This window comes from Pseudoflavonifractor phocaeensis, assembly GCF_021531375.1.
Classification (GTDB): Bacteria; Bacillota; Clostridia; order Oscillospirales; family Oscillospiraceae; genus Lawsonibacter; species Lawsonibacter phocaeensis_B.
On record NZ_JADYTU010000006.1, the window covers coordinates 32633 to 57870 of the forward strand.

General features: G+C 62.4%; 22 protein-coding genes. 12 read left to right on the forward strand and 10 right to left on the reverse strand.

The features are described 5' to 3' along the window. Positions 1 to 79 precede the first annotated feature (79 nt). Positions 80 to 1012, reverse strand: coding sequence for a LysR family transcriptional regulator (locus I6E39_RS03910; protein ID WP_235380207.1), 933 nt, complete (start codon positions 1010 to 1012; stop codon positions 80 to 82). A gap of 195 nt (positions 1013 to 1207) precedes the next feature. Between I6E39_RS03910 and I6E39_RS03915 the strand changes: the two genes are divergently transcribed. Then, positions 1208 to 2155 carry a D-2-hydroxyacid dehydrogenase gene (locus I6E39_RS03915; RefSeq protein WP_235380209.1) on the forward strand — a complete coding sequence of 316 codons (948 nt, stop codon included), beginning with the start codon at positions 1208 to 1210 and terminating at the stop codon, positions 2153 to 2155. Between the two features lie 163 nt (positions 2156 to 2318). Here the strand turns inward: I6E39_RS03915 and gap are convergent, their stop codons facing one another. Continuing rightward, positions 2319 to 3329, reverse strand: a complete 1011-nt coding sequence (gene gap / locus I6E39_RS03920; RefSeq protein ID WP_235380211.1) for a type I glyceraldehyde-3-phosphate dehydrogenase — start codon at positions 3327 to 3329, stop codon at positions 2319 to 2321. 379 nt (positions 3330 to 3708) lie between these two features. Here gap and I6E39_RS03925 point away from each other — a divergent pair, with 379 nt between their 5' ends. From I6E39_RS03925 to I6E39_RS03950, 6 genes are all read left to right on the forward strand, one after another. Then, complete coding sequence (locus I6E39_RS03925; protein ID WP_235380212.1) at positions 3709 to 4737, forward strand: sensor histidine kinase; 1029 nt, start codon at positions 3709 to 3711, stop codon at positions 4735 to 4737. Positions 4738 to 4918: 181 nt separating this feature from the next. Then, the gene (locus I6E39_RS03930; RefSeq protein ID WP_235380214.1) at positions 4919 to 6406 is read left to right on the forward strand and encodes a DUF1846 domain-containing protein; all 1488 of its coding nucleotides are present in this window, start codon (positions 4919 to 4921) and stop codon (positions 6404 to 6406) included. 178 nt (positions 6407 to 6584) lie between these two features. Beyond that, positions 6585 to 8192 carry a CTP synthase gene (locus I6E39_RS03935; RefSeq protein WP_235380218.1) on the forward strand — a complete coding sequence of 536 codons (1608 nt, stop codon included), beginning with the start codon at positions 6585 to 6587 and terminating at the stop codon, positions 8190 to 8192. 208 nt (positions 8193 to 8400) lie between these two features. Then, positions 8401 to 9714, forward strand: coding sequence for an MATE family efflux transporter (locus I6E39_RS03940; protein ID WP_235380220.1), 1314 nt, complete (start codon positions 8401 to 8403; stop codon positions 9712 to 9714). A 349-nt stretch (positions 9715 to 10063) separates the two neighbouring features. Continuing rightward, positions 10064 to 11110: an A/G-specific adenine glycosylase gene (mutY, locus tag I6E39_RS03945; protein ID WP_235380222.1), complete on the forward strand. Its 1047-nt coding sequence runs from the start codon at positions 10064 to 10066 to the stop codon at positions 11108 to 11110. Between the two features lie 25 nt (positions 11111 to 11135). Next, positions 11136 to 12014: a radical SAM protein gene (locus I6E39_RS03950; protein WP_235380227.1), complete on the forward strand. Its 879-nt coding sequence runs from the start codon at positions 11136 to 11138 to the stop codon at positions 12012 to 12014. A gap of 31 nt (positions 12015 to 12045) precedes the next feature. Here the strand turns inward: I6E39_RS03950 and rlmH are convergent, their stop codons facing one another. From rlmH to hemW, 4 genes are all read right to left on the reverse strand, one after another. Continuing rightward, positions 12046 to 12528, reverse strand: a complete 483-nt coding sequence (gene rlmH, locus I6E39_RS03955) for a 23S rRNA (pseudouridine(1915)-N(3))-methyltransferase RlmH (RefSeq protein WP_235380230.1) — start codon at positions 12526 to 12528, stop codon at positions 12046 to 12048. Next, positions 12522 to 13361 carry an MBL fold metallo-hydrolase gene (locus I6E39_RS03960; protein ID WP_235380233.1) on the reverse strand — a complete coding sequence of 280 codons (840 nt, stop codon included), beginning with the start codon at positions 13359 to 13361 and terminating at the stop codon, positions 12522 to 12524. The genes rlmH and I6E39_RS03960 overlap by 7 nt, the downstream gene beginning before the upstream one ends. A 135-nt stretch (positions 13362 to 13496) precedes the next feature. Further along, complete coding sequence (locus I6E39_RS03965) at positions 13497 to 14792, reverse strand: UDP-N-acetylglucosamine 1-carboxyvinyltransferase (protein ID WP_235380235.1); 1296 nt, start codon at positions 14790 to 14792, stop codon at positions 13497 to 13499. A 262-nt stretch (positions 14793 to 15054) separates the two neighbouring features. Further along, positions 15055 to 16305: a radical SAM family heme chaperone HemW gene (gene hemW, locus I6E39_RS03970; RefSeq protein ID WP_235380237.1), complete on the reverse strand. Its 1251-nt coding sequence runs from the start codon at positions 16303 to 16305 to the stop codon at positions 15055 to 15057. Positions 16306 to 16583: 278 nt separating this feature from the next. Between hemW and I6E39_RS03975 the strand changes: the two genes are divergently transcribed. The 5 genes from I6E39_RS03975 (at position 16584) to I6E39_RS03995 (ending at position 20969) form a co-directional block, all read left to right on the forward strand. Then, a complete protein-coding gene (locus tag I6E39_RS03975; RefSeq protein ID WP_235380239.1) occupies positions 16584 to 16790 on the forward strand; it encodes a helix-turn-helix transcriptional regulator in 207 nt (68 codons plus the stop codon). Next, the gene (locus tag I6E39_RS03980; RefSeq protein ID WP_235380240.1) at positions 16784 to 17245 is read left to right on the forward strand and encodes a hypothetical protein; all 462 of its coding nucleotides are present in this window, start codon (positions 16784 to 16786) and stop codon (positions 17243 to 17245) included. Before I6E39_RS03975 ends, I6E39_RS03980 begins: the two co-directional genes overlap by 7 nt. Beyond that, a complete protein-coding gene (locus tag I6E39_RS03985; protein WP_235380242.1) occupies positions 17224 to 18138 on the forward strand; it encodes an RluA family pseudouridine synthase in 915 nt (304 codons plus the stop codon). The genes I6E39_RS03980 and I6E39_RS03985 overlap by 22 nt, the downstream gene beginning before the upstream one ends. A gap of 120 nt (positions 18139 to 18258) precedes the next feature. Beyond that, on the forward strand, positions 18259 to 19986 hold the full coding sequence (locus I6E39_RS03990; RefSeq protein WP_235380244.1) for a phospho-sugar mutase: 1728 nt from the start codon (positions 18259 to 18261) through the stop codon (positions 19984 to 19986). A 212-nt stretch (positions 19987 to 20198) separates the two neighbouring features. Next, entirely contained in the window at positions 20199 to 20969 is a 771-nt protein-coding gene (locus I6E39_RS03995; protein WP_235380246.1) for an HAD family hydrolase, read from the forward strand. Between the two features lie 70 nt (positions 20970 to 21039). Here the strand turns inward: I6E39_RS03995 and I6E39_RS04000 are convergent, their stop codons facing one another. From I6E39_RS04000 to I6E39_RS04015, 4 genes are all read right to left on the reverse strand, one after another. Next, complete coding sequence (locus I6E39_RS04000; protein WP_235380247.1) at positions 21040 to 21705, reverse strand: GntR family transcriptional regulator; 666 nt, start codon at positions 21703 to 21705, stop codon at positions 21040 to 21042. A 138-nt stretch (positions 21706 to 21843) separates the two neighbouring features. Then, on the reverse strand, positions 21844 to 22251 hold the full coding sequence (locus I6E39_RS04005) for an aconitase X swivel domain-containing protein (protein ID WP_235380249.1): 408 nt from the start codon (positions 22249 to 22251) through the stop codon (positions 21844 to 21846). 1 nt (position 22252) lies between these two features. Further along, positions 22253 to 23467: an aconitase X gene (locus I6E39_RS04010; RefSeq protein WP_235380251.1), complete on the reverse strand. Its 1215-nt coding sequence runs from the start codon at positions 23465 to 23467 to the stop codon at positions 22253 to 22255. Between the two features lie 306 nt (positions 23468 to 23773). Then, positions 23774 to 25006 carry a nickel pincer cofactor-dependent isomerase, group 22 gene (locus I6E39_RS04015; protein WP_235380253.1) on the reverse strand — a complete coding sequence of 411 codons (1233 nt, stop codon included), beginning with the start codon at positions 25004 to 25006 and terminating at the stop codon, positions 23774 to 23776. Between the last annotated feature and the right edge of the window lie 232 nt (positions 25007 to 25238).

The window sequence follows — 25238 nt, forward strand, 5'->3', positions numbered from 1 at the left end:
CCCACTTTCCTTTGCAACGAAAAATGCCCGCCTCTTACAGGGGCGGGCATTTTTATAACATTCTTTACCGCGGCGGCGTTTAAGTCGTCAAAGCCTCCTGGGCCATGGCAATGAACCGCTCCCCGAAGTGTGAGAGATAGCGGTCCCCCCGGTAGCCCGCCACCAGCTTGCTGAAGGTGGAGGGGTCGGTCAGCGGGAACAGGTCCACGCCCTTGGAGGCGGCCGCGGCGGTGGGGATGGCCCGGAGGAACAGCTCCGGACAGATGGTGATCCCGATGCCCGCCTGGGCCATGGCCAGGGTGGTGACGGTGTTTTCCGTCTCCAGGATCAGCTTGGGCTTGAAGTAATAGCGGCTGAAATACTGGTCCACGATGTTCCGGGTCCGGTTGCCCCGCTTGATCAGCACGAAGGGCATCTGCTGGAATACGGCAATGTCGGCCCCTTGGAGGAACTGGGCCCGGACCTCCTCCGCCCGGTCTCCGAACAGCTGGTCGGTGAAGCCTTTGGGCACCACCATCACCAGCTTCTGCTCGGTCAGCGGCAGCGTCTCCACCCCCTCCAGCATAATGGGCTGGAAGCAGATGATCAGATCCACCCGGCCGTGGGACAGCTCGTCCTCCAGCTGGTTGGAATTTCCTTCCGACAGGGAGAACTCCACCATGGGGAACTCCTCCCGGAACCGGGGCAGAATGTCGGGCAGCAGAGCCAGCCCGCAGGTGTGAGAGATCCCCACCCGCAGCACCCCCAGATAGTGCCGGTTGATGTCGCCCACCTTGGTCAGAAATTGGGTGTGCAGATCCAGGATCTGGGTGGCCGTCTGCACCAGCTGGTCCCCGGCATAGGTCAGGGACAGCTTTGGGGAGCGGGTGAACAGCTTCACATTCAGCTCCCGCTCCATGTTGCTGATATGGTTGGACAGGGATTGCTGGGAGATATACAGCCGCTCCGCCGCCCGGGTGATATTCAGTTCCTCAGCCACCATCAGGAAATATTTCAAATGCAGAAAGTTCAAGCATATCCCCCCACATGTCCCAAAATTCTCCATTTTTTGTGAGCCGTTCCTATTGTACCACAGTTAAACAGTTGTGACAACCCTCATAAAAAATGTGATGTTCGGCGAGAGAAAGTTGTGTCATAATGTGAATAAGTAAGTATTGATCCCCGAGTTTTCCCGGAGAACATTAAAATGAGAAAGGATGTTTGTTCCATGAAGTGTCTCATCATCGACGTCGTCCACAGCGCCATTGCCGAGGAGCTCGGCAAGTACATGGAAGTTACCGTCAGCCCCAAGCTGCCCCCCGCTAAGGACGAACTGAAGGCTATGATCGCCGATGTGGACGTTCTGATCATGCGCGTCGATCCCATGATCGACAAGGACGTTCTGGATGCCGCCAAGAACCTGAAGGTCATCGGCGTGTGCTCCGTGGGTCTGAACCATATCGACACCAAGTACGCTGAGGAGAAGGGCATCAAGGTGTTCAACGCTCCCGGCCTGAACGGCAACGCCGTGGCCGAGCTGACCATCTGCAAGATGCTGGAGCTGTCCCGCCACACCATTCCCGCTCACCGCGACGTCACTGTCAACCAGAAGTGGGACAAGTACGCCTTTGTCGGCCGCGAGCTGCGGGGCAAGACTCTGGGCGTTCTGGGCTTTGGCCGCATCGGCCAGCGCGTGGGTGAGATCGCCCGTGTCTTCGGCATGAAGATCGTCGCTTACGATCCCTATCTGCCCGCTGAGATCTTCACCAAGAATGAGGCCACTTCCATGAGCATTGCCGAGGTGTGCGAGGTCGCCGACTTCGTCACCATCCACATGCCTCTGAACGACGAGACCCGCAACCTGTTCAACGCCGAGTCCATCTCCAAGATGAAGAGCGACGCCGTCGTTCTGAACATGGCCCGCGGCGGCATCGTCAACGAGAAGGATATGTACGAGGCTCTGAAGGCCGGCAAGCTGGGCGGCTACGCCACCGACGTTCTGGAGAACGAGGTCGCCGGCGACGGCCTGACCGAGGATTCCCGCTTCTACTCCCCCCTGTTCGACTGCGACAACTTCGTCGTCTCCCCCCACATCGGCGCTCAGACTGTGGACGCTTCCCGCGACATCGGCGCTCACATCATCGCCAAGGTGAAGGAAGCCCTGAACCTGGCCTGATCCGATCCCTGATTTTCCCTCCCTTTCCCGCGCCTCCGGCTCCGGCCGGAGGCGCGGTCTTTTTGCAATCGAAAAGCCCCCGGCACGGCCGGGGGCTTTCCCATGACAAATTACAAAAAGGGCGCCGCTTATGCAAGCGGCGCCCTTTGGGCGAAAGCTTGGATTACTTGTGGTCCACGGAGTACATGTGCTTGATCAGCTCCAGAACCTTGTTGGAGTAGCCGATCTCGTTGTCGTACCAGGACACGACCTTCACGAAGGTGTCGGTCAGAGCGATGCCGGCGCCGGCGTCGAAGATGGAGGTGCGGGTGTCGCCCAGGAAGTCGGAGGACACGACGGCCTCGTCAGTGTAGCCCAGAACGCCCTTCAGCTCGCCCTCGGAGGCGGCCTTCATGGCGGCGCAGATCTCCTCGTACTTAGCGGGCTTGGCCAGGTTGACAGTCAGGTCGACCACGGACACGTCCAGAGTGGGAACGCGCATGGACATACCGGTCAGCTTGCCGTTCAGCTCGGGAATGACCTTGCCCACGGCCTTGGCGGCGCCGGTGGAGGAGGGGATGATGTTGCCGGTGGCAGCGCGGCCGCCGCGCCAATCCTTCAGGGAAGGACCGTCAACGGTCTTCTGGGTAGCGGTGACGGAGTGGACGGTGGTCATCAGGCCCTCGGTGATGCCCCAGTTGTCGTTCAGGACCTTGGCGATGGGGGCCAGGCAGTTGGTGGTGCAGGAGGCGTTGGAGACGAAGTTCATGTCGGTGGTGTACTTGTCAAAGTTGACGCCGCACACGAACATGGGGGTGTCGTCCTTGGAGGGGGCGGACATAATGACCTTCTTGGCGCCGGCGTCCAGGTGGCCCTGAGCCTTCTCCTTGGTCAGGAACAGGCCGGTGGACTCCACCACGTACTCAGCGCCCAGCTTGGCCCAGGGCAGATCGGCGGGGTTGCGCTCGGCGGAGATGGGGATCTCCTTGCCGTTCACGACGATGGCGTTCTCGGTGCTCTCCACAGTACCGGCGAACTGGCCATGCATGGTATCATACTTCAGCATGTAAGCCAGGTAGTCGGCGGGGCACAGATCGTTGATGCCCACGATCTCGATTTCGGGGTGGTTCAGGCTGGCCCGGAACACCATACGGCCAATGCGGCCAAAGCCATTGATGCCAACTTTGATGCTCATGTTGAATTGCTCCTTCTTTATCAATCTTTTTAAAAATGTTCTCATACTGAGGGTCATACTGTATTATACCCTTTTTCACTCCTTTTTGGTAGTGTATTTTTCTCCAGAATTCAGAAAATTTTACCACTAAAATTAGCCATACCGTAAGGAAGCGCTTTCTTATCGTCTTTCTTCGGCCTTTTTTTGGCTTAACCGTCGCTTTAACTTTCTTTCTCCCTCCTTTCCCCACTTTTTCCACTTCCCCCTTGTTGGGGCTGGGAATCTTTGTTATACTATTTTCATCACATGGCCGCCCCGCATCCGGCACATGATAATTTTGAAAAATTGACGAAAGGGACCGCCCGCCGCAAGCCGACACGGTCCCTCTGGAGGAACCGCCATGTCCGATCTGAACGATCTTCTGGCCCGCTTTCCGGAGGCGGCCGTACTGATCCAACAGGGACAGATCGCCGCCGTCAACCCCATGGCCAGACACTATCTGCCCCAGTTGGAGCTGGGCGCCCCGGTCCCCCCTTGGTTCCCGCCCCTCTCCGAAACGTCTTCCCGGTCCGGCTCCTTTACCGCCGGGCTGAGCAGCTACGACTTCCGGCTGTCTGCCACGGAGGACGGCCTGTGGCTCACCTTCCGGCCCGCCCCCTCCACCGCCCTGACCGACGGGCAGCTGGACGGGGTCCTGCGCCAGCTGCGGACCTTCCTGGGCGAGTTTCTGGTGGAGTCGGAGGAACTCTCCGGCCCGGACCGCCCCGCCCTGCGGAAAAGCTTTCACCGGATGTTCCGCCTGGTGGACAACCTGGATTTTATCCGCCTGGCGGGAAGCGGCGGCGGCGTTCCCTTTTACCCGGTGGCCATGGATCTGGCCGGTCTCTGCCGCCAGCTCTGCGCCGAGGCCGCTCCGCTCCTTCACGACGCCGGCGTCACGCTGGACTACCAGTCCGATCTGTCCTCCCTGCTGATTCCCGGCGACCCCCAGCTGCTCCGGCGGCTGCTGCTGGAGCTGATCTCTAACACCGCCCGGGCCGCGGGACAGCAGGCCGTCCGCCTCCGGCTCCGCACGCAGAACGGCGGGGCTCTCCTCACCTTGTCCGGCGGCGGAATTCCACCCTCTCAGCGCCAGCTGGCGGCCATGCTCCAGCAGGATACCGACCAGCTCCTCCCCATGCCGGACTCCGGCGCCGGCCTGGGCCTGTCCATCGCCCGCCATATCGCCGCCCTCCACCGGGGCTCCCTCCTGGTGGATCTGGGGCAGTCCGGCCCCTCGATGATCCTCTCCCTGCCCACCGGGCCCCTGGACCCCCGGGTGTCGGTGCGCTCCCCCATCCTCCAGCAGGACGGTGGCCTGTCCCCCCTGCTGGTGGCCCTGTCCGACGTACTGCCCGCCCGGCTGTTCGGTATGGAGGCTCCCGATTGATCTTAAAAAACGCCTGGCGGCCGCGCTGCGGCTCCCAGGCGTTTCCGCATGTCCGGCCGCTTTGGAGGCCGTTTTTCTCCGCTCAGATTCCCTGAGATTCCTCGTGAAAATCCCTTGACGGTGTTTCCCCGCCGATGTAAAATATTTGGGTGTATTTTGATGAAAAAAGGCGGTGACCGGCATGCCCAAAGGCGGCTTTGACAACCAGCAGTATCTGCGTCTGCAGTCCCAGCACATCCAGGACCGGATCGCCCAGTTCGGCGGCAAGCTGTATCTGGAATTCGGGGGCAAGCTCTTTGACGACTACCATGCCTCCCGGGTCCTCCCCGGCTTTGAGCCGGACAGCAAGATCCGGATGCTGGAGCAGCTGAAGGACAAGGCGGAGATTATCATCGCCATTAACGCCGGCGATATTGAAAAGAACAAGGTCCGGGGCGACCTTGGCATCACCTACGACAGCGACGTGCTGCGGCTTATTGACATTTTCCGCTCCCGGGGGCTGTATGTGGGCAGCGTGGTGGTCACCCGCTACACCGGCCAGCCCGCCGCCGACGCCTTCCAGCAGCGGCTGGAGGGGCTGGGCGTCCGGGTCTGCCGCCACTACCCCATTGAGGGCTACCCCCACAACATCGCCAAGATCGTCAGCGACGAGGGCTTCGGAAAGAACGACTATGTGGAGACCTCCCGCCCCCTGGTGGTGGTCACCGCCCCCGGCCCGGGCAGCGGAAAAATGGCCACCTGCCTCAGCCAGCTCTATCATGAGCACAAGCGGGGCATCGTGGCGGGCTACGCCAAGTTCGAGACCTTCCCCATCTGGAACCTGCCTTTGAAGCACCCCGTCAATCTGGCCTACGAGGCGGCCACCGCCGATCTGGACGACGTGAACATGATCGACCCCTTCCACCTCCAGGCCTACGGCCAGACCACCGTCAACTACAACCGGGACGTGGAGGTTTTCCCCGTTCTGTCCGCCATGTTCGAGAAGATCACCGGCAGCTGCCCCTACAAGTCCCCCACCGACATGGGCGTGAATATGGCGGGCAACTGCATCTATGACGACGAGGCCTGTCAGGAGGCCGCCCGGCAGGAGATCATCCGCCGGTACTACGACGCTCAGTGCGAGCGCCGTCAGGGCAAGGGCTCCGACTGCACGGTGTACAAGCTGGAGCTGCTGATGCAGCAGGCCGGCATCACCCCCGCCATCCGCCCCGTGGTGGCCGAAGCCAACCGTCTGGCCGAAGAGACCGGCGAGCCCGCCATGGCCATCCAGCTGGCCGACGGCTCCATCATCACCGGCAAGACCTCCGAGCTCATGGGCTGCTCCGCCGCCGCCCTCCTCAACGCCTTGAAATACCTGTCCGGGGCAGGGGGACACGGCGTACACCTGATCGCGCAGAGCGCCATCGAGCCCATCCAGACCGTGAAGGTGGCGTATCTGGGCTCCAACAACCCCCGGCTCCACAGCGACGAGGTGCTCATCGCCCTGGCCTCCTCCGCTAACCAGGAGGCCAAGGCCGCCGAGGCGCTGAAGGTACTGGCCGAACTGAAGGGCTGCCAGGCCCACTGTTCCGTCATCCTGTCCCCCGCCGACGCGGTGACCTACAAGAAGCTGGGCCTCCAGCTCACCTGCGAGCCCCGGTACCAGACCAACAAACTCTATCACAAATAAGCGCAATGAGGCGCCCCCGGGAGAAGGGTCTCCCAGGGGCGCCCATACTTTTCTTGAAAAGAACAGTATGCATTTGTCAGATTTTTCACCCATGTTTTTTCTTGACGGTAGGACAAGATAAGAGTACAATAACCCGGTATTTTTTCAAGCAGTGAATTAAATTGATGGAGGGATCATTATGGCAGTGAAGTACATTTTCGTCACCGGCGGCGTGGTGTCCGGTCTGGGCAAGGGCATCACGGCGGCCAGTCTGGGCCGTCTGCTGAAGCAGCGGGGCCTGCGGGTCAAGGTCCAAAAGCTGGACCCCTACCTGAACGTGGACCCGGGGACCATGAGCCCCTACCAACATGGGGAGGTGTTCGTCACCGACGACGGGGCGGAGACCGACCTGGATCTGGGCCATTACGAGCGGTTCATCGACGAAAACCTGACTTTCAACTCCTCCGTCTCCTCGGGCAAGGTGTACTGGGACGTGCTGAACCGGGAGCGCAGGGGCGACTATCTGGGCGGCACCGTCCAGATCATCCCCCACATCACCGGCGAGATCAAGAACCACATCTATGCCCTTGACACTCCGGATACCGACGTGGCCATCGTGGAGATCGGCGGAACCGTAGGCGACATCGAGAGCCAGCCTTTCCTGGAGTCCATCCGCCAGGTGGCCGCCGAGCGCGGCCGCCAGAACGTGATGTTCGTCCACGTCTCCCTCATCGTGGCCATCCCCGGCACCGGGGAGCTGAAATCCAAGCCCACCCAGCACTCCTGCAAGGAGCTGCTGTCCCTGGGCATCCAGCCCGACGTCATCATCTGCCGCAGCGACTACCCCGTGCCCAGGGATATTCTGGAAAAGATCTCTCTGTTCTGCAACATCCCGGTGGAAAACGCCATCCCCAACCTCACCGCTGACCTGCTCTACGAGGTGCCCCTGATGCTGGAGCGGGAGGGGCTGGCCGACGTGGTGGTCCGCCGTCTGGGCCTCATCTGCCACATGCCCGACCTGACCGAGTGGGCCACCATGGTCCACCGGGCCAAAAACCCCACGGGTCAGGTGGAGATTGCCCTGGTGGGCAAATATGTGGCCCTCCACGACGCCTATCTCTCAGTGGTGGAGGCCCTGACCCACGGCGGCATTGAGAACGGGGTGAAGGTGAAGGTCCGCTGGGTGGACTCCGAGACCGTCACCGACGACAACGCCGCCCAGCTCCTGGCCGGGGCCGACGGCGTACTGGTCCCCGGCGGCTTCGGTGACCGGGGCATCGAGGGCAAGATCTCCGCCGTCCGCTACGCCCGGGAGCACAAGGTCCCCTTCCTGGGCATCTGCCTGGGGATGCAGATGGCGGTGGTCGAGTACGCCCGCCACGTCTGCCACATGGAGGACGCCCACTCCAGCGAGCTGTCCCGGACCACCGCCCACCCGGTCATCGACCTGATGCCCGACCAGCGGGGCGTTACCGCCAAGGGCGGCACCATGCGGCTGGGGGCCTACCCCTGCCGGATCACAAGCCACGACACCTTTACCTACCGGGCATATGGAGCCGATGAGATCAGCGAGCGCCACCGCCACCGCTATGAGTTCAACAACGACTACCGCCAGATCCTCACCGACGCAGGTCTGGTACTGGCTGGCCTGTCTCCCGACCAGCGGCTGGTGGAGATCGTGGAGCTGCCCGACCACCCCTGGTTCGTGGGCGTCCAGTTCCACCCGGAGCTCAAAAGCCGGCCTAATAAAGCACATCCTTTGTTCCGGGAGTTCATCGGCGCGGCAAAAAAGCATCAAGGCGAATAAGCCCGGTTCTCCACCTTCCCGCTCCGGTCCCGGGGCGGGAGGGTGGATTTTTTCCTTGACTTTCCTCCCTGCTTCCTCTATGATGAGGGTGTCAACTGAAACAGGTACCCTCCGGCCGCCGGGTCGGAGGATTACGCGCCGAACATCCCATCGTTAGGCCTTGAAGATGGGACCGTCGGCGCTTTGTTTTTGATCGGAGGAGGCCCCTATGCCGAAATCGCCCTCGTGCTTCCGGGAATTTGCCCGCTACTGCTCCCTGAATATCCTCGGGATGGCAGCCCTGTCCTGCTATGTGCTGGCAGACACCTTTTTTGTGGCCAACGGCCTGGGACCGGACGGTCTGGCCGCCCTGAACCTGGCCATCCCTATATACAGCTTTATCCAGGGCTGCGGGCTGATGCTGGGCATGGGCGGGGCCACCCGCTTCTCTATCCTCCGGCACCAGGGCCGGACCGGCGAGACGGACGCCGTCTTCTCCCACACCCTGGTCATGGCCGCCGTCACCGCCGCCCTGTTTCTGCTGGTGGGGCTCTTTGGCGCTGACGCCATCACCGCCCTGCTGGGGGCGGACGAGGCGGTGTTTTCCATGACCCGGACCTACATCCGGGTGCTGTGCCTTTTCGCCCCCGCCTATCTGCTCAACGACCTGCTTTTGTGCTTTGTCCGAAACGACGGCGCGCCCCAGCGGTCCATGGCCGCCATGGTCAGCGGCAGCTTTTCCAATATCCTGCTGGACTATCTCTTTATCTTCCCCATGGGCATGGGCATCTTCGGCGCAGTGCTGGCCACCGGCCTGGCCGCCATCATCAGCCTGGCCGTTCTGTCCCCCTTCTTCCTCCGGCGGCAGAACACCTTCCGGCTGTGTTCCTGCGCCCCGTCCCCCCCTCTGGCGGGCGCTGTTCTGGCCGCCGGCGTCCCCTCTCTGGTCACAGAGGTGTCCGCCGGCGCGGTCATGGTCTCCTTCAATGCTATCCTCCTGGGCCTCGGGGGCAATCTGGCTGTGGCGGCCTACGGCGTGGTGGCCAATCTGTCCCTGGTGGTGCTGGCCATATACAGCGGCGTGGCCCAGGGCGTCCAGCCCCTGCTCAGCAAATACTACGGCGCGGGGCTGCCCTCCCGGGTCCGGGCCGTCCTCCGGTATGCCGTGATAACGGTGCTGCTTTTGTCCCTGTTCTTCTGTCTGATCCTCATTCTGGGCGCGGAGCCCCTGGCCGCCCTGTTCAACCGGGACCGGGACCCGGCGCTCCAGGCCATTGCGGTCCAGGGCCTGCGGCTCTATTTCACCGGCTGTCCCTGGGCTGGGCTCAACATCGTTCTGGCCGTCTATTTCACCGCCACCGACTGCCCCCGGCCCGGCCAGGTCATCTCCCTGCTCCGGGGCTTTGTCCTGATCCTGCCTCTGGCCTTTCTGCTGTCCGCCCTGTGGGACATGCCCGGACTGTGGCTCACCTTTCCCATCACCGAGGGTCTGACCGCTCTGCTGGCCTGGGCGCTGTACCTCTTGCGCCATCGGAAGGGATGACCGCTCCCCGAGGCCGCCCATCTGTCCGGTTCAGGCAGCATGCTTCAAGCAAAAACCAACAAGAGGCATCCAAAAGGATGCCTCTTGTTGGTTTGGTCTGGAAGGATGGATGAAAAAGGAATGATCGTGAACAACGGCTTTATTCGCGGATAGACCGGTAAGAGCGGCAGCCGGTATATCGTTAATTTTTTAACCCTTGTTCTGGTAAAACTTTACCACCCCTTGCCCGGAAATTCCATCCCTAAACTTATTATACGCATTATTATCAAATGCCTATGGCAGTCCCCGTTGCGGCCCGGGCATTTTTCGATTATAATCAGAGAAAACCCGCGAGAGAAGGAGGGGGACTATGACGGAATTGGAGCAGCTGCCCATTCCCCTGCTGCTGTGGTACCGGGAAAACGCCCGGGTACTGCCCTGGCGCAGCCACCCCACCCCCTATCGGGTCTGGGTGTCGGAGATCATGCTCCAGCAGACCCGGGTGGCGGCGGTGCTGGACTACTACCGCCGCTTCCTGGAGGCCGCCCCCACCGTGGCCGAGCTGGCCGCTCTGCCCGAGGACCAGCTGATGAAGCTGTGGCAGGGGCTGGGCTATTACAGCCGGGCCCGCAATCTGCAGAAGGCCGCCCGCCAGATCATGGAACAGTTCGACGGAACATTCCCAAACACTTATGAGGACATCCGCTCTCTGGCCGGAGTGGGGGACTATACCGCCGGGGCCATTTCCTCCATCGCCTTCGGTCTGCCCGTTCCGGCGGTGGACGGCAACGTGCTCCGGGTGACCGCCCGGGTCTGCGGAGACGACGGCGACATCACCACGCCCGCCATGAAAAAGAAGGTCACTCAGGCCCTGGCTCAAGTCATTCCCCTGGACGCCCCAGGGGACTTCAACCAGGCCATGATGGAGCTGGGAGCCACCGTCTGCCTGCCCAACGGCGCTCCCTTGTGTGAGAAGTGCCCCGCCGCCGCCTTCTGCCGGGCCTATCAGGAGGGGCGCACCGGGGAGCTGCCGGTGAAGGCCCCCAAGAAGGCCCGCCGGACGGAGGCGCGGACGGTCTATCTGTTCTTCTACGAAAACCAGGTAGCTCTTCGGCGCAGACCGGACAAAGGTCTGTTGGCCGGGCTGTGGGAGTATCCCAACGAGTTGTCCGACGGGACCGACTGGCCCGCCCTCTGGGGCCTGTCCCCCCGGACCCTGGAGCGGGCAGGGACGGGCCGGCACATCTTCACCCATATTGAGTGGCACATGACCGCTCTGTCCGGGGAGCTGGAGGCCCCCGGCCTGCCGGACGGCTGGGTGTGGGCGGACCGTGCCGCCCTCCGGGACGCCTACGCCGTCCCCAACGCCTTCCGGAGCTTTGCCGACCGGGTGGCCGACCGGATCGGCCGACTCTGATTTTTCAAAGAAAGGATCGTCTGCCATGATCTGCCGTATCTGTCCCCGGAACTGCGGGGCCCTGCGCACGGAGAACGAGGGCCGGGGCCGCTGCCGGATGCCGTCGGCCCCGGTGCTGGCCCGGGCCGCCCTCCACATGTGGGAGGAACCCCCCATCTCGGGGAGCCGGGGCTCCGGGACCATCTTTTTCTCCGGCTGCTCCCTGGGCTGTGTCTTCTGCCAGAACGAGAAGATCAGCCATCAGGACTTCGGAAAGCCCGTCTCCCTGGCGCGGCTGGGGGAGATCTGTGACGAGCTCATCGCCCAGGGGGCCCACAACATCAACTTCGTCAATCCCACCCACTACGCCCATGTGGTCCGGTCCCTGCTGGAGGACCATCCCCTGCCTGTCCCGGCGGTATGGAACTCCGGGGGCTATGACAAGGTGGAGACACTGAAGGGGCTGGAGGGGAAGATCGACGTCTACCTCCCCGACCTGAAATATCTGGACCCTGCCGCCGCCGGGCGCTATTCCGCCGCCGCCGATTATCCGGAGAACGCACAGACCGCCATCCGGGAGATGGTCCGCCAGACAGGCCCCTGTCAATTTGGGGCGGACGGCCTGCTGAAGCGCGGCGTGGTCATCCGCCACCTGATCCTTCCGGGCCAGGTGAACCAGGCCAAAGCGGTGATGGACTGGGTGGCCGGGGAATTTGAGCCGGGAACGGTGCTCTTTTCCCTCATGAGCCAGTACACCCCCTGGGGGGACCTGTCCTCCTGCCCGGAGATCGACCGCCGGCTGCGCCCCGGCGAGATGCGCGCGGCCCGGGAGTACATGGAAAATCTGGGGCTGTCCGGCTTTACCCAGGACCGGACCAGCGCCAAGGAGGAATACACGCCCCCCTTCGATCTGACGGGAGTATAAAAAAGCAGGACTGCCTCGCAGTCCTGTTTTTTTATTTATGATAGCTGGACCCCTCATTGATCTTAAAGGCCCGGTAGATCTGCTCCAGCACCATGACCCGGGCAAGGTGGTGGGGGAAAGTCATGGGAGACATGGAAAGCTGGACCCAGGCCTCGGCCTTGACGGAGGGGTGAAGGCCGTAGCTCCCCCCGATGACGAAAACCAGGTGCTTGGCGGCGTTCTGTTCCCAGGTGCGGACCAGGCTGGCCAACTCCTCGCTGGAGCGCATCTTTCCTTCCACGCACAGGGCCACCACACTGGAGTTGGGCGGGATCTTGGCCCGGATGGCGTCCCCCTCCTTGTCCAGAGCGGCGGCGATCTCGCCCAGAGAGGGATTCTGGGGCAGCTTGACCTCGGGCAGCTCCGTGAGGGTAAGCTTGCAGTAGGGGGACAAGCGCTTCATATACTCGGCGCAGGCCTCCAGATAAAATTTCTCCTTCAGCTTGCCCACACAGATCAGATGTACGCTCAGCACAGCGCCGCCTCCTTCTGAACCACCGCTCCGGCAGCCCTCTCCCGCTCCAGGCGGTAGGTGGGTCCCAACTCACTCCGGGGGGCCACGGTCAGGGAAATGTCCCGCTCCGGGTCGCAGCCCATGGCGGCCAGACGGCGGCTGACCACCTGCCGGGCCCGGGCCGGGGTATTGTTCTCGGCGGACAGGTGGGCCAGCACCACGGTGCGGGCCCCGGATTCCACCCCCAGGGCGGCCAGCTCGGCCCCGGCCTCGTTGGACAGGTGGCCCCGGTCACCCAGGATGCGCTGCTTCAGCTGGTAGGGATAGGGCCCGGAGCGGACCCAGTCCTCGTCGTGGTTGGCCTCACAGATCAGCAGATCGCAGCCCCGCACCGCAGCCTTCACCTCGGGGGTCACATACCCCAGGTCGGTACACAGCACCATGCGGCGGCCGTCCCCGGCGATGGAGTAGCCCACGCTGCTGGCGGCGTCGTGGGGGGTGGCGAAGGACTCCACCCAGAGCTCCCCCAGCCACACCCCGGTCCCCGGCTCCTGCTGCCGCACCAGCTCGTCCACAAAGGGGACTTTATAGCAGATCTGGCGGCAGGTGGGGCCGGAGGATACGATGGGGACCCGGACCTTCTTGGTCAGCACGGCCAGGCCGTTGATGTGGTCATGGTGCTCATGGGTGACCAGAATGGCGGTCAGCTTCTCCGGCGGGACCCCCAGCGCCCTCAGGCCGGTGGTGATGCGCCGGGCGGAAACGCCCGCGTCCAGCAGAATATGGGTATCGCCGCAGGACACCAGCGCGGCGTTGCCGCTGGACCCGCTGGCCAAGGTGGTAACGGTCAGCAAAATGATCCCCCTTCAAATCAATTAGGAATTAGGAGCGGTGGATTTCGCCGGGACGGCCTGTACCGCCCCGCGCGGACCGCCGCTTCCGGCGGCGCCACAGCTCCTAACTCCTAATTCCAAACTTCTCACACAAACTCAGCCCACCTGGGTCTGATTCTCCTCATCGGGGACAACGATGACCTTGATGTCGGCGCCCACGGCGGACAGCTTTTCCACCAGAGTCTCATAGCCCCGCTCGATGTGGTGGATGGCGTCGATCTCGGTGACCCCCTGGGCGGCCAGACCGGCAATGACCATGGCGGCCCCGGCCCGCAGATCGCAGGCATGGACAGGGGCTCCGGTGAGCTTGTCCACCCCCTCGATGACGGCCACCTTGCCGTCCACCTGGATGCGGGCGCCCATACGGCGCAGCTCATCCACATAGCGGTAGCGGTTGTCCCACACGCCCTCGGTGACCACGCTGGTCCCCCGGGCCAGACAGAGCACGGCGCTGATCTGGGACTGCATGTCGGTGGGGAAGCCAGGATAGGGCATGGTCTTGATGTTGGTGCGGCTCAGCGGACCGTTCCGGCGGACCAGAACGGCGTCGTCCTGCTCCTCCACATCCACGCCCATCTCCACCAGCTTGGCGGTGATGCAGTCCAGATGCTTGGGGATCACGTTCTTGATGAGCACCTCACCCCCGGCGGCAGCCACGGCGGCCATATAAGTGCCCGCCTCGATCTGGTCGGGAATGATGGAGTAGGTGCCGCCCCGCAGGCGCTCCACGCCGCGGATCTTGATGACGTCGGTGCCTGCGCCCATAATATTGGCGCCCATGGAGTTGAGGAAGTTGGCCAGGTCCACGATATGGGGCTCCTTGGCGGCGTTCTCAATGACGGTCATACCGTCGGCCAGGGCGGCGGCCAGCATGATATTCATGGTGGCGCCCACGGACACCATATCCAGATAGACCTGTCCGCCGGTCAGCCGGCCGCCCCGGGGCACCTGGGCATAAATCAGGCCGTTGCGGACCTCCACCTCGGCCCCCATGGCTACAAAGCCCTTGATATGCTGGTCGATGGGCCGTCCGCCCAGGTTGCAGCCTCCTGGCAGGGGCACTTCCGCCCAGCCGAAGCGGCCCAGAAGGGCGCCCACCAGATAGTAGCTGGCGCGGATCCTGCGGGCCAGCTCATAGGGCACCTGGCGGTTGCGGATATGGGAGCAGTCCACGTCCACCGTGGTCCGGTTCACCGTCTTCACGTCGGCGCCCAGCTCCCGCAGAATCTGGAGGATCAGCGTAACGTCGCTGATCTGAGGAACGTTTTCAATGCGGCAGACCCCGTCCACCATCAGGGCGGCGGGAATAATGGCAACAGCAGCGTTTTTCGCTCCGCTGATCTCGATGGTCCCATGGAGGGGCTTGCCCCCGCGGATCTGATACTTGGTCAAATCATGCACCTTCTTTGAGCCGCAATGGCGGCGTCTGTATGGAAATCGGCTTCAAAGAGCCAAATATTGTCTATTTAGGTGCCCAGTCTGGTCTGGGCGCTATAAATCGCATATATTATAGCACCATTATACCCCGGAGGCAATGAATTTTACATGTGGGGACTCAAATCGTCAATTTGATGGACAGCCGGAGGATAATTTATCCTCCGGCTGTCCAATTAGAAGAATTTTTCAGGCGGATTTTGGCGTTTTTTCTCAACGATCATTCCAAATATTTCCGTTTTCCGAACTGTTCCCGGGCCCGGGGCAGCAGGTCTGCCAGGTCGGACTGCTCCTGCCGCTCCAGCAGGTCCCCGATGAGCTGGTTGGACACCAGGAAGCCCCGGGGGGTCAGCCGCCAGCGGCCCTCCTCGGTCTTTTTGGCCCAGCCCTGGGTCTGGAACTCCTCCAGCCGCCGCTCCAGCGGGGCAAAATCCATGAAGTAGTTTCCCCGGTACTCCCACTCCTCGATCCCCCGGGCGGTACGCAGACGGAGCATCAGGTATTCGCCTCCCCGCTCCCGCTGGGGGATCAGCTCCTCGCTGTCGATGATGGCACCGCCCCGAAGCACGCCGTCGATATACCCGTCCAGATCCCGGACAAAGGAGTACCGCCGGCCTCCGAAGTCGGAGTGTGCTCCGGGTCCGAAGCCGATATAGGGCTTGGTGAGCCAGTAGCGCAGGTTGTGCCGGGACTCGAGCCCCGGCTTGGCGAAATTGGAGATCTCATACTGGGGCAGGCCGGCCCGCTGGAGGCGGCCCACCGTCCACAGATACAGGTCGGCCTGGGTGTCGTCGTCGGGCAGCTGCTCTCCCTCCGCCACCCGGGCGGCCAGGGGAGTGCCCTCCTCCACCTTCAGGCCGTAACAGGACAGGTGCTGGGGGATGAGGGACAATGCGTGCTCCACCGTAGCCTTCCAGCTGTCCATGGTCTGGCCGGGCAGGCCGTAGATCAGGTCCAGGGACAGGTTTTTGAACCGGGCCTTCTTAGCGGCGGCCACCGCCTCGTCCACCTGTTTGGCGGTATGGGGGCGGTGGATGGCGGCCAACTCCTCGGGGCAGGCCGACTGCATCCCGATGGAGATCCGGTTGAAGCCCGCCTTCCGCAGCCGGCGCAGAGACTTCAGATCCACGCTGTCCGGGTTGGCCTCCAGGGTGACCTCCGCGTTTTCCGCCACCTGGAACTGCTTCCGGATCGCCGCCAGCAGCTCCCGCAGCCGCTTGTCCCCGTAAAAGCTGGGAGTGCCTCCGCCGAAATAGATGGTATCCACCGGGATGCCCTGGGCCAGGGGAGCCGTCTCAGCGATGTGGGCCAGCAGGGCCTTCTGGTAGGCGTCCATCCGGTCTTCCCTCCCCGCCAGGGAGTAGAAGTCGCAGTAGTCGCACTTGCTGCGGCAGAACGGGATGTGAATGTAGATCCCCAGAGTCTCCCGGCCGGAGGTCTGGGGCAGTTTGTCTTTCTTGTGTCCAAACATGGGCAGCGCTCCTTTTCTTTGAGGGTATTATATCGGAAAACCCTTCCCTTGCAAAGAGGGCGGGCGGAATTTTGTGCAGGACGGCCCCAGAGTGGTTCGATGGGGATGCGTTTATGTGTGTACACTGTGCGTTGGGGCGCATCACGATGCGCCCCCGCCCAAAATGATTCAAACTATTTTTAGATTATTGTAAAGCTTACTTGACACAGAATGTAAAGTGTGCTATACCATTATTGTAAAGCTAACTTTACTTTATCCCACGGAAAGGACGTGATACGGTGACCAATCGAATCGCCGAACTGCGAAAGGCCCGGCGCATCTCCCAGGCCGAACTGGCCGACGCGGTGGAGGTCACCCGGCAGACCATCATCTCTCTGGAAAATGGGCGGTACAACGCCTCGCTGCTGCTAGCCCATAAGATCGCCCAATACTTTGGACTGACCATCGAAGACGTATTTTTATTTGAGGAGGATACCCCATGCTGATGAAAAACGTGACCTTTTCCAAGGACTATGACAAAACGTTGAAGCTGCGCTGCCTCTGGTTCGGCGCCATGCTGGCCATTGGGCTGGTGGGCTTTGCATGCTACTTCTTCCTGGTGCCCCAGAGCAATTTGGGCGACCATGCCAAGGGCTTCTACCTGGGGGCCGCCAGCGGCATCACCGTGGCCGCGGTGTTCTTCCTGGTCCGCACCCAGTACCTCATGTCCCACCCGGAGGCCAAGCGGAAGGCCCGCATTGAGGAGACCGACGAGCGCCAGCAGAAGATCGTCGGCGGAGCTGCCCAGTTTGCCGGACTGTTCACCTTCTATGCCGCCGCCCTGGCCCTGTTCGTGCTGCTGCCCCTCAGCCTCCACGCCTACTACGCCCTGCTTGGGGTGCTGGCCGTCTATGCTCTGTCTTTCGTGGCGGCCAACCTGTGGCTGTCCAAAAAGCTGTGAGCCGCCGGGTCGAACTGCCCGTGACGGCTGAGCTGGCGGGCGTGAAGGTGGACACCCTGCTGAAAAAGCGCCTGGGCCTGTCGGGGACGGTGGTGCGGCGGATCAAGTGGCTGGAGGATGGGATTTTAGTGGACGGCCAGCGGGTCAACACCCGCTTTGTCCCCCGGGAGGGCCAGGTGCTGTCGGTCCGCCTGTCCGATCCCGAGCGGCGCAGCGGCATTGTCCCCGCTCCCGGCCCCCTGGATATCGTGTACGAGGACGAGGACATTCTCATCCTGAACAAAGCGCCCGGCGTCCCCGTCCATCCCGGACCGGGGCACTTTTCCGATACGGTTGGTAATTTTCTGCTGGATTATTACGATTTCAAGGGCGTTGAGGCGGATTTTCACCCCGTTCACCGGCTGGACCGGGGGACCTCCGGCCTGCTGGCGGTGGCCAAGCACCCCCACGCCCAGGAGGTGTTGAAGAACCAGCTTCACACGCCCGATTTCCGACGGGTCTACCTGGCGGTGTGCGAAGGGGTCCCCGCTCCCGCCGCCGGATGGGTGGACGCCCCCCTGGGCCCCCGGCCCGGCTCTCTGGTGGAGCAGATGGTCCGTCCCGACGGAAAAGAGGCCCGGACCCACTATGAGGTGCTGGAGATTCATGGACCCCGCGCCCTTCTCCGGCTGGAGCTGGATACCGGCCGCACCCACCAGATCCGGGTCCACATGGCCCACCTGGGCCACCCTCTGACGGGCGATTTTCTTTACGGACGGGAGCAGCCCGAAGTAATTTCCCGCCCCGCCCTTCACTCGGCGGAGTTGTCCCTCCGCCACCCGATCACCGGGGCGGCTCTCTCTTTTCGGGCTCCCATGCCTGCCGACATGGTGCGGCTGTGTTCCGACCCCTGAACCGTCTCAAGTTTCTGTGCAATTTCTCTAAATTTCGTCTGGAATTTTCTCCTCTATCATGGTATAATGTAGATGGCATTTTTTGCCCTGTAATTTATTCACATTAGGAGGTCGATTCCAATGTCCTATCTTGACACTTATAAAGCCTGGCTCGCCAGTCCCGCCCTGTCCGCCGAAGAGAAGGCCGAGCTGGAAGCCATTAAAAACGACGACAAAGAAATCGAATCCCGCTTTTTTGACCAGCTCTCCTTCGGTACCGCCGGCCTGCGCGGCACCATGGGCGTCGGCCTGTACCGGATGAACATCCACGTCATCCGCCACGCCACCCAGGCCTTTGCCGAAGTCATCCTGGCGGAAGGCCCTGAGGCCGTTCAGCGCGGCGTGGCCGTCTGCTTTGACTGCCGCAACAACTCCGACCTCTTTGCCCGGGAGGCCGCCTGCGTTCTGGCCGGAAACGGTATCCCCGTCCGCCTGTTCGAGTCCCTGCGCCCCACCCCCGAGCTGTCCTTTGCCGTCCGTGAGTACGGCTGCATCGCCGGCATCAACGTCACCGCCAGCCACAACCCCAAGGAGTACAACGGCTATAAGGTGTACTGGGAGGACGGCGCTCAGTTGCCCCCCAAGCACGCCGACGAGGTGGCCAAGAAGATGAAGGAGCTGGACGTCTTCGCCTGTGTCAAGACCATGGACTATGACCAGGCCCTGGCCGCCGGCAAGATCGTCCTCATGGGCGAGGAGACCGACGAGAAGTTCCTGGCTAACGTCATGGCTCAGGTCAACGACAAGGCCGTTGTAGAGAAGGTGGCCGACCGTTTCAAGATGGTCTTCACCCCCTTCCACGGCACTGGTTACAAGCTGATCCCCGAGGCGCTGAAGCGTCTGGGCATGAAGCACGTCATCTGCGTCCCCGAGCAGATGGTCATCGACGGCAACTTCCCCACCGTCGTCTCCCCCAACCCCGAAAATCCCGAGGGCTTCTATCTGGCGGTGGACATCGCCAAAAAGGAGGGCGCCGACTTCATCCTGGGCTCTGACCCCGACGCTGACCGCGTGGGCATCATGGTCAACACCGGCAACGGCGAGTTCAAGGTCATCTCTGGCAACCAGACCGGCGTTCTGATGTCCGACTACCTCATCGGCGCCATGAAGCGCGCCGGCAAGCTGCCGGAAAACGGCGTCATCCTGAAGTCCCTGGTCAGCACCGAGATGGCCCGCAAGGTGGCTGAGGTCAACGGCCTGAAGTGCTTCGACACCTTCACCGGCTTCAAGTTCCTGGCCCAGAAGAAGGACCAGCTGGAGGCCTCCGGCGAGGGCAGCGTGATCCTGGCCTTTGAGGAGTCCTACGGCTACATGCTGGGCTCCTTCGTCCGGGACAAGGACGCCGTCACCGCCGCTCTAATCCTCACCGAGATGGCCGCCTGGTACGCCGACCAGGGCATGACCCTGTACGACGCCCTCATGGCTCTGTATGAAAAGTACGGCTACTACGGCGAGAAGACCATGAATCTGGTCATGCCCGGTCTGGACGGTCTGAAGAAGATGGCCCAGCTGATGGCCGACCTGCGGGCCAAGCCCCCTGTGGAGATCGCCGGCGTGGCCGTCAAGGCGCAGAAGGACTACCAGGACGGCAGTGTGGTCTGCGTGGAGTGCGGCCAGAAGAGCACCATGGAGCTGTCCGGCTCCAACGTGCTGCGCTATGAGATGGTGGACGGCACCAGCCTCATCGTCCGTCCCTCCGGCACCGAGCCCAAGGTCAAGGTCTATATCCTGACCAGCGCCGAGAGCAAGGAGGCCTGCGACGAGAAGGTGGCCAAGTATTCCGCCTGGGCCGAGACGCTGAAGGGCTGAGGCCAATCCGTCATCCCGATCCCGTCAAGCAAAGGCGCGCTCTTGGGTTCCAAGGGCGCGCCTCTTTTGGGGCCGCAGCCTTGAAGGGACGGTGCCGCAAGCCTTCTCCCGACGTGCCCCCTTTCATTGGAAGGCTGTACAAAAGAGGGGGTCTTTGGTACAATGGGGAGACAAAAGGGCGGGGAGCGCCCGGGAAAGAGGAAATACCTGACATGATCCGACTGATCGCCTGCGATATTGACGGCACGCTGCTCCACAACGGGGCGGCCGCCATCGACAACGTGATTTTTGAAGAGATCCTCCGGCTGCGGGACAAGGGAATTTTGTTCTGCCCCGCCAGCGGCCGGCAGTATGGGAGCCTGCGCCGTCTCTTCGGGCCGGTGGCCAACGAGCTGGCCTACCTGTGCGAAAACGGAGCGGTCCTCATGGGGGCCGGCGATCCGGGACCCATGCTGGGCAAGACGGTGATGGACCGGGAAACGGCTCTGGTCCTGTGCCGGGAGATCATGGAGACGCCCCAGTGCGAGGTGCTGATCTCCGGCGCCAACACCAGCTACCTTTGCCCCAAGGAGCCGGACATCGTGGACCACATCCGGTACTTCGTGGGCAACAACCTGGCCCTTCTCGCCGAGCCGGAGGACATGCCCGAGGAGATCGTGAAGGTGTCCGCCTACTGCCGGGACGGGGCGCAATCGTTGGAGCCTCTGATGGCCCCCCGGTGGCGGGACCGGTTCCGGGTGGCGATGGCCGGGCCCAGCTGGCTGGATTTCACCCTGGCGGACAAGGGCCTGGGCATCCGGGCGCTGTGCCGCTCCCTGGGGGTGGAGTTGGAGGAGGTCATGGCCTTCGGGGACAACTACAATGACCTGCCTATGCTGGAGGCGGTGGGCCGCCCCTATATCATGGACAACGCGGCGGCGGAGCTCCGCAGCCGGTTCCCCCACCACTGCCGGCGGGTGGAAGAGGTGCTGAAAACTCTGTGAGCCGGCATTGAACGGCACAAAGCTTAAAAAGGCCCCCGGTACAGGGTTCTGTACCGGGGGCCTTTGGATTTTACCGCGCGATATTCAGGAAACCGGCAGCCCATTCCAGGTGCTCCCGCAGGGCGGCGGCCAGGGCTTCGCCCTCCCGCCGCCGCAGCAGGTCCAGAATGTGCAGGTGCTGCAGCGTGCTCTCGCGGATGTCGTGCAGGGCCTCCACGGAGAGGGTCTGGTAGCACTTCATGTTTTCGGTGTTGTTGCGCATGATGGACTTGATGTAGTTGTTTTCACATCGCTCCACGATCAGCTCGTGGAGCTCCCAGTCCAACTCGGAGAAGGCCTTGGGGTCCGGCGCCGCGCCGGAATCTCGGGCAGGCTCCAAAAGGCGCCGGAACCGGGCCTCCAGCCCGTCGATCTCCTGGGCGGTGATGTGGCAGACCGCTGTTTTGGCCGCTTGTACCTCCAGCAGGCAGCGGACCTCGTACAGATCGCGGATGTCCTTGGAGGACAGGGGCTTCACATAGGCGCCGACGCCGTTCTTGATCTCAAGCCAATCCTCGCTGGCCAGCGCCCGCAGCGCCTCCCGGACGGGGGTTCGGCTCATGCCCAGATCCTGGGCCAGCTGATTCTCGCTCAAAATATCACCGGAGGCGATCCTTCCCTCGCAGATTGCTTCTTTGATTTGCTTGTAAGCCAGTTCGGACAGGGTCATCCGGTCGCCGTGTTTGGCTCTGACCATGGCGGCACTCCACTCCATTCAAACTCATCGGTCATCTACATCTCAATGGCACAATACCTGTGCGGTGACAGCTCTCAATCAGAATGAGCAAGGATCAAAGTTCCCGGCGTCCGCCGGCAGCGGGAACGGGAGCAGCCCTCAGTCCTGGATCTCCACGTACCCCTCGTCGGCGTTGACTGTGATGATGTCGCCGTCCTTGACGGTCTCATAAAACTCGGGGGAAAGTCTGTCCACCATGGGGATCTCCATGATGATGGCGCCGGCCACCAGAACGGGATCGGGGTCCTGGACGATCAGCGCGGCAGGCATGTTCTGGAAGCGGTCCAGGTGGTACAGGCCGTCCTGCTGGACCACAGAGCTGCCCTTTCCGCCGGGGAAGAGCAGCACCTTTTTGGCGATGATGCGGCCCTCCAGGTGGTGGTTCTTCTCCTCCATCATGCCGTCCTCGGGACGGACCTGATAGAACATGATGCGGTCCTTGGAAATGATGGCGTCGGCAGTGGCCTTGCCCTCGGAAATCTTGTGACAGGAAAATCTCTTAGCCATGTTACTTCACCTCTCCAGTCAGAGCGGCCTCGATGCAGGTGTCCAGGTCGCGAATCATAAAGTTGATGCCGCGGCGGCGGGGATAGTAGGCGCACTTGGGGGACTCGGTGATGCCCACCTTGCCCTTCAGATAGTGCCAGCAGGGCTGGTCGGGGCAGGTGTCGGGGATGATCTCGGCGCCGGCGGCGGTGAGGATATCGGTGATGCCCATGCGGTCGGCCATCTGACGGGCGTGGCTGGATACCAGGATGTACATGGGGATGGCCAGCTGTTTGCCCTCGATGTGCTTGGCGATGTACATGGCCTCCTCCAGGGTGAAGTGGGGGCAGCCGAACATGGCGAAGTCCACCTTGCCGTCGTGGGCCTCGTCGCTGAACTTCTCCTCAAACTCCTTCAGGTCCTTGTCGGTGATGACCACCTCCCGCTTGGGGGCCTTGCCGCCCAGAGCGACCTCCTTGGTGGGTGCCTCGGGCGTAAAGCCCACGATGTGGTACATGCCGTAAGCGCCGGAGGTGTTCAGCTGAGCGCCCAGATTGCGCAGGGCCTCGGGGGTGATGACCTTGGGCAGGCCGGTAAAGACGGGGATGCCCTCGCCGATCTTATCGCCCATCATGCCCAGCAGGTGGTACTCGTAGTCGCTCTTCATGTTGGCTTCCACGTGGACCAGGATGTCGCCCTTGCGGTTCTCGTCCAGCAGCAGGCCGTACTCGGGGACGCAGCCGGTGATGGCGGCGCACAGGGCGCTGTTGGCGCTCTCACGGTTGGAGCGTGCGCCCCAGACGGCGTTGACATAGGGGGTGGCGCTGGACTCGGAGAAGGCGCAGACCTCGCCGAAATTGGGGACGTTGGTGGCGATATAGGGCGTGCAGTTGTAGGACAGCACCGCGCCCAGGGTCCGGTAGGCATTGTCGGTGCGCTGCATGTGCTCGGCGGAAGGACCGTCCACGGGGTGGGCGCACTCGCCGGTGAAATGGCCCAGGCAGAAGCCGGGGTTGACGGTGGGAGCCACGCGGCACTTGGCGCCGGCCTTGACCAGCTTTTCCGCAAACCACAGGTCGCCGGCCTGGTTGCTCAGGGCAACGTGGGCCCGCTTGATGGGGACCATGCGGGGCGCGTCAAAGCACTCGCCGATGCCGACCTGGATCTTCATGGCGTAGGCAGCGCCCTCACCGTACTTGCCATCCAGCATGGCCTTTTGTTCATCGTTTAAAATCACTGCTTGTTCCTCCTTTTTAAAATCGGTCACAATATTTGATATGGTACGGAAACCCAATTCCTATGAGCGGGACTGCGGAATACAAGCTGTATACAGGCTCCGCTCAGAAAAACGCTCCGTCCCGGGAGCCGCGCCAAAGGCGTTCTTTCACTATTCTCCTTCAAACTAGCGCACTAAAGCATTTTGAGGGAAATTCCCCGACAGACGGGGACTCTCCATCCATCGGGACCTGACGAGCCGGCGCCGCGCCAGGAGGCGCCGGCTCTGTGTCTGGGCTGCTGCAGCGCGTACGGAGGCTCGTTCCCCTCAGTCCACCAGGCTCAGCCTGGGGTTGGCCTCCACGTCAGCCAGGAGCGCTTCGGAGACCTCGATATACTCCAGATGCAGGGTGTTCTGAATGCGGATGATCTTGGGATTGTCCCGGTCAATGCCCCGGCAGCACTTCAGCGCCACCCGGATGGCGGTGGCCTCATCCTCCACGGTGCAGGGGATGACCACGTCGCACAGGAAATTGCCGGCGATGGCGTTGGCGTACATGGACTCCAGGTCCAGCTGCTCAGCCACCTGCTTGGTGATCACGTCGAACAGTCCCACGCCGATACCGTTGCCGTGGCTGGCCTTGGTGACGTCCAGCAGGATCAGGCGCTGGTACTTGGGGATGGGCAGGACGAAGGTCTTCAGCACGGAGCTGCGCCCCAGAATGTTGGGGTCAAAGCCGGCGCCGGAGATGTCCTTGCCGATCTCCTTGCAGACGATAACGTCGGCCTCGGGGAGCATAATGTAGGGCATGTTGCCCTTGGCGATCTGGACCAGCTCCTTTTCCCGGGAGATCAGACAATCCGCGGGAATGGCCTCTACGCCGAAGGTCTGGTCATAGGCGTTCTCCAAAATGGCCACGCCGAAGCCGATGGGGGCCTTTTCCAGGATAATGGAAGCGGTCTCCTCAATGATCTCGGCGAAATCGGCCACATTTTCCTCGTGGACGGCGGTACAGCCCTTTTGATTGCCCAGGCCGATGACCAGCATCTTGCAGATGCCGCTCTGGAGCGGGCCCACAAAGTCGGTGTGGAGCTTGACCCGGTTGATGGGAACCACCAGGTCGGCCTCAAAGGCGGCCCGGTCAAACCAGATGGGGCGGCCGTTGGCGCAGTTCCCCAGATGGACGGTGTCCACCGTGGTGACCACGGGGACGCCCAGAGCCTCCTCGGTCACGCCGTAGCCGGCCAGGACTTCCCGCTGGCCCTCCTCGGTGCCGCCGCCGTGGCTGCCCATGGCGGAGACGATGAACGGCTGGGCTCCCATCTCCTCCAGAGCGCGGACCACGGTCTCCACGATGGTGTAAAGGTTGCGGATGCCCCGGCTGCCCACGGCCACCGCTACCCGGGCGCCGGGCTTGACCAGCCGGCGGATCTCCGGCTTTTCCAGTTCGGCGCGGGTGGTTCCCGCCACGTCCTCCAGACGGCGGTCGTCAAACTGCTGGCGCACCCGGTACATCTTGGGCAGGGGGCGCTCCATATCTTCCGGCAACAGAATGGGCATGGTATCCCTCCTTATTATGTCATGTGAAAACACATCGTATTTCACAACCTGTATACAGGTAGATTTTACTACGCCCGGACTCCGGCTGTCAATGGGCCAGCGGTAAAATCATGATGGATTTTCCCAACCACAAAACAATACCCGGCGGCAGCCGGTTGGACCGGACGGGACGAAGCCGCTTCCGGCCACGGGCCGCCCGATTCCCGCGTGGGCGAGTCACGGCAGCTCACGC

Excerpts from the sequence above, each read along its gene's own strand:
- I6E39_RS04000 (WP_235380247.1), bottom strand. The coding sequence starts at position 21,705 with ATGGTCAGAGCCAAACACGGCGACCGGATGACCCTGTCCGAACTGGCT.
- I6E39_RS03940 (WP_235380220.1), top strand. The coding sequence starts at position 8,401 with ATGCCGAAATCGCCCTCGTGCTTCCGGGAATTTGCCCGCTACTGCTCC.
- I6E39_RS03935 (WP_235380218.1), top strand. The coding sequence starts at position 6,585 with ATGGCAGTGAAGTACATTTTCGTCACCGGCGGCGTGGTGTCCGGTCTG.
- I6E39_RS03915 (WP_235380209.1), top strand. The coding sequence starts at position 1,208 with ATGAAGTGTCTCATCATCGACGTCGTCCACAGCGCCATTGCCGAGGAG.
- I6E39_RS03930 (WP_235380214.1), top strand. The coding sequence starts at position 4,919 with ATGCCCAAAGGCGGCTTTGACAACCAGCAGTATCTGCGTCTGCAGTCC.
- I6E39_RS04005 (WP_235380249.1), bottom strand. The coding sequence starts at position 22,251 with ATGGCTAAGAGATTTTCCTGTCACAAGATTTCCGAGGGCAAGGCCACT.
- I6E39_RS03990 (WP_235380244.1), top strand. The coding sequence starts at position 18,259 with ATGTCCTATCTTGACACTTATAAAGCCTGGCTCGCCAGTCCCGCCCTG.
- I6E39_RS04015 (WP_235380253.1), bottom strand. The coding sequence starts at position 25,006 with ATGCCCATTCTGTTGCCGGAAGATATGGAGCGCCCCCTGCCCAAGATG.
- I6E39_RS03980 (WP_235380240.1), top strand. The coding sequence starts at position 16,784 with ATGCTGATGAAAAACGTGACCTTTTCCAAGGACTATGACAAAACGTTG.
- gap (WP_235380211.1), bottom strand. The coding sequence starts at position 3,329 with ATGAGCATCAAAGTTGGCATCAATGGCTTTGGCCGCATTGGCCGTATG.
- mutY (WP_235380222.1), top strand. The coding sequence starts at position 10,064 with ATGACGGAATTGGAGCAGCTGCCCATTCCCCTGCTGCTGTGGTACCGG.
- I6E39_RS03950 (WP_235380227.1), top strand. The coding sequence starts at position 11,136 with ATGATCTGCCGTATCTGTCCCCGGAACTGCGGGGCCCTGCGCACGGAG.
- I6E39_RS03925 (WP_235380212.1), top strand. The coding sequence starts at position 3,709 with ATGTCCGATCTGAACGATCTTCTGGCCCGCTTTCCGGAGGCGGCCGTA.
- I6E39_RS03995 (WP_235380246.1), top strand. The coding sequence starts at position 20,199 with ATGATCCGACTGATCGCCTGCGATATTGACGGCACGCTGCTCCACAAC.
- hemW (WP_235380237.1), bottom strand. The coding sequence starts at position 16,305 with ATGTTTGGACACAAGAAAGACAAACTGCCCCAGACCTCCGGCCGGGAG.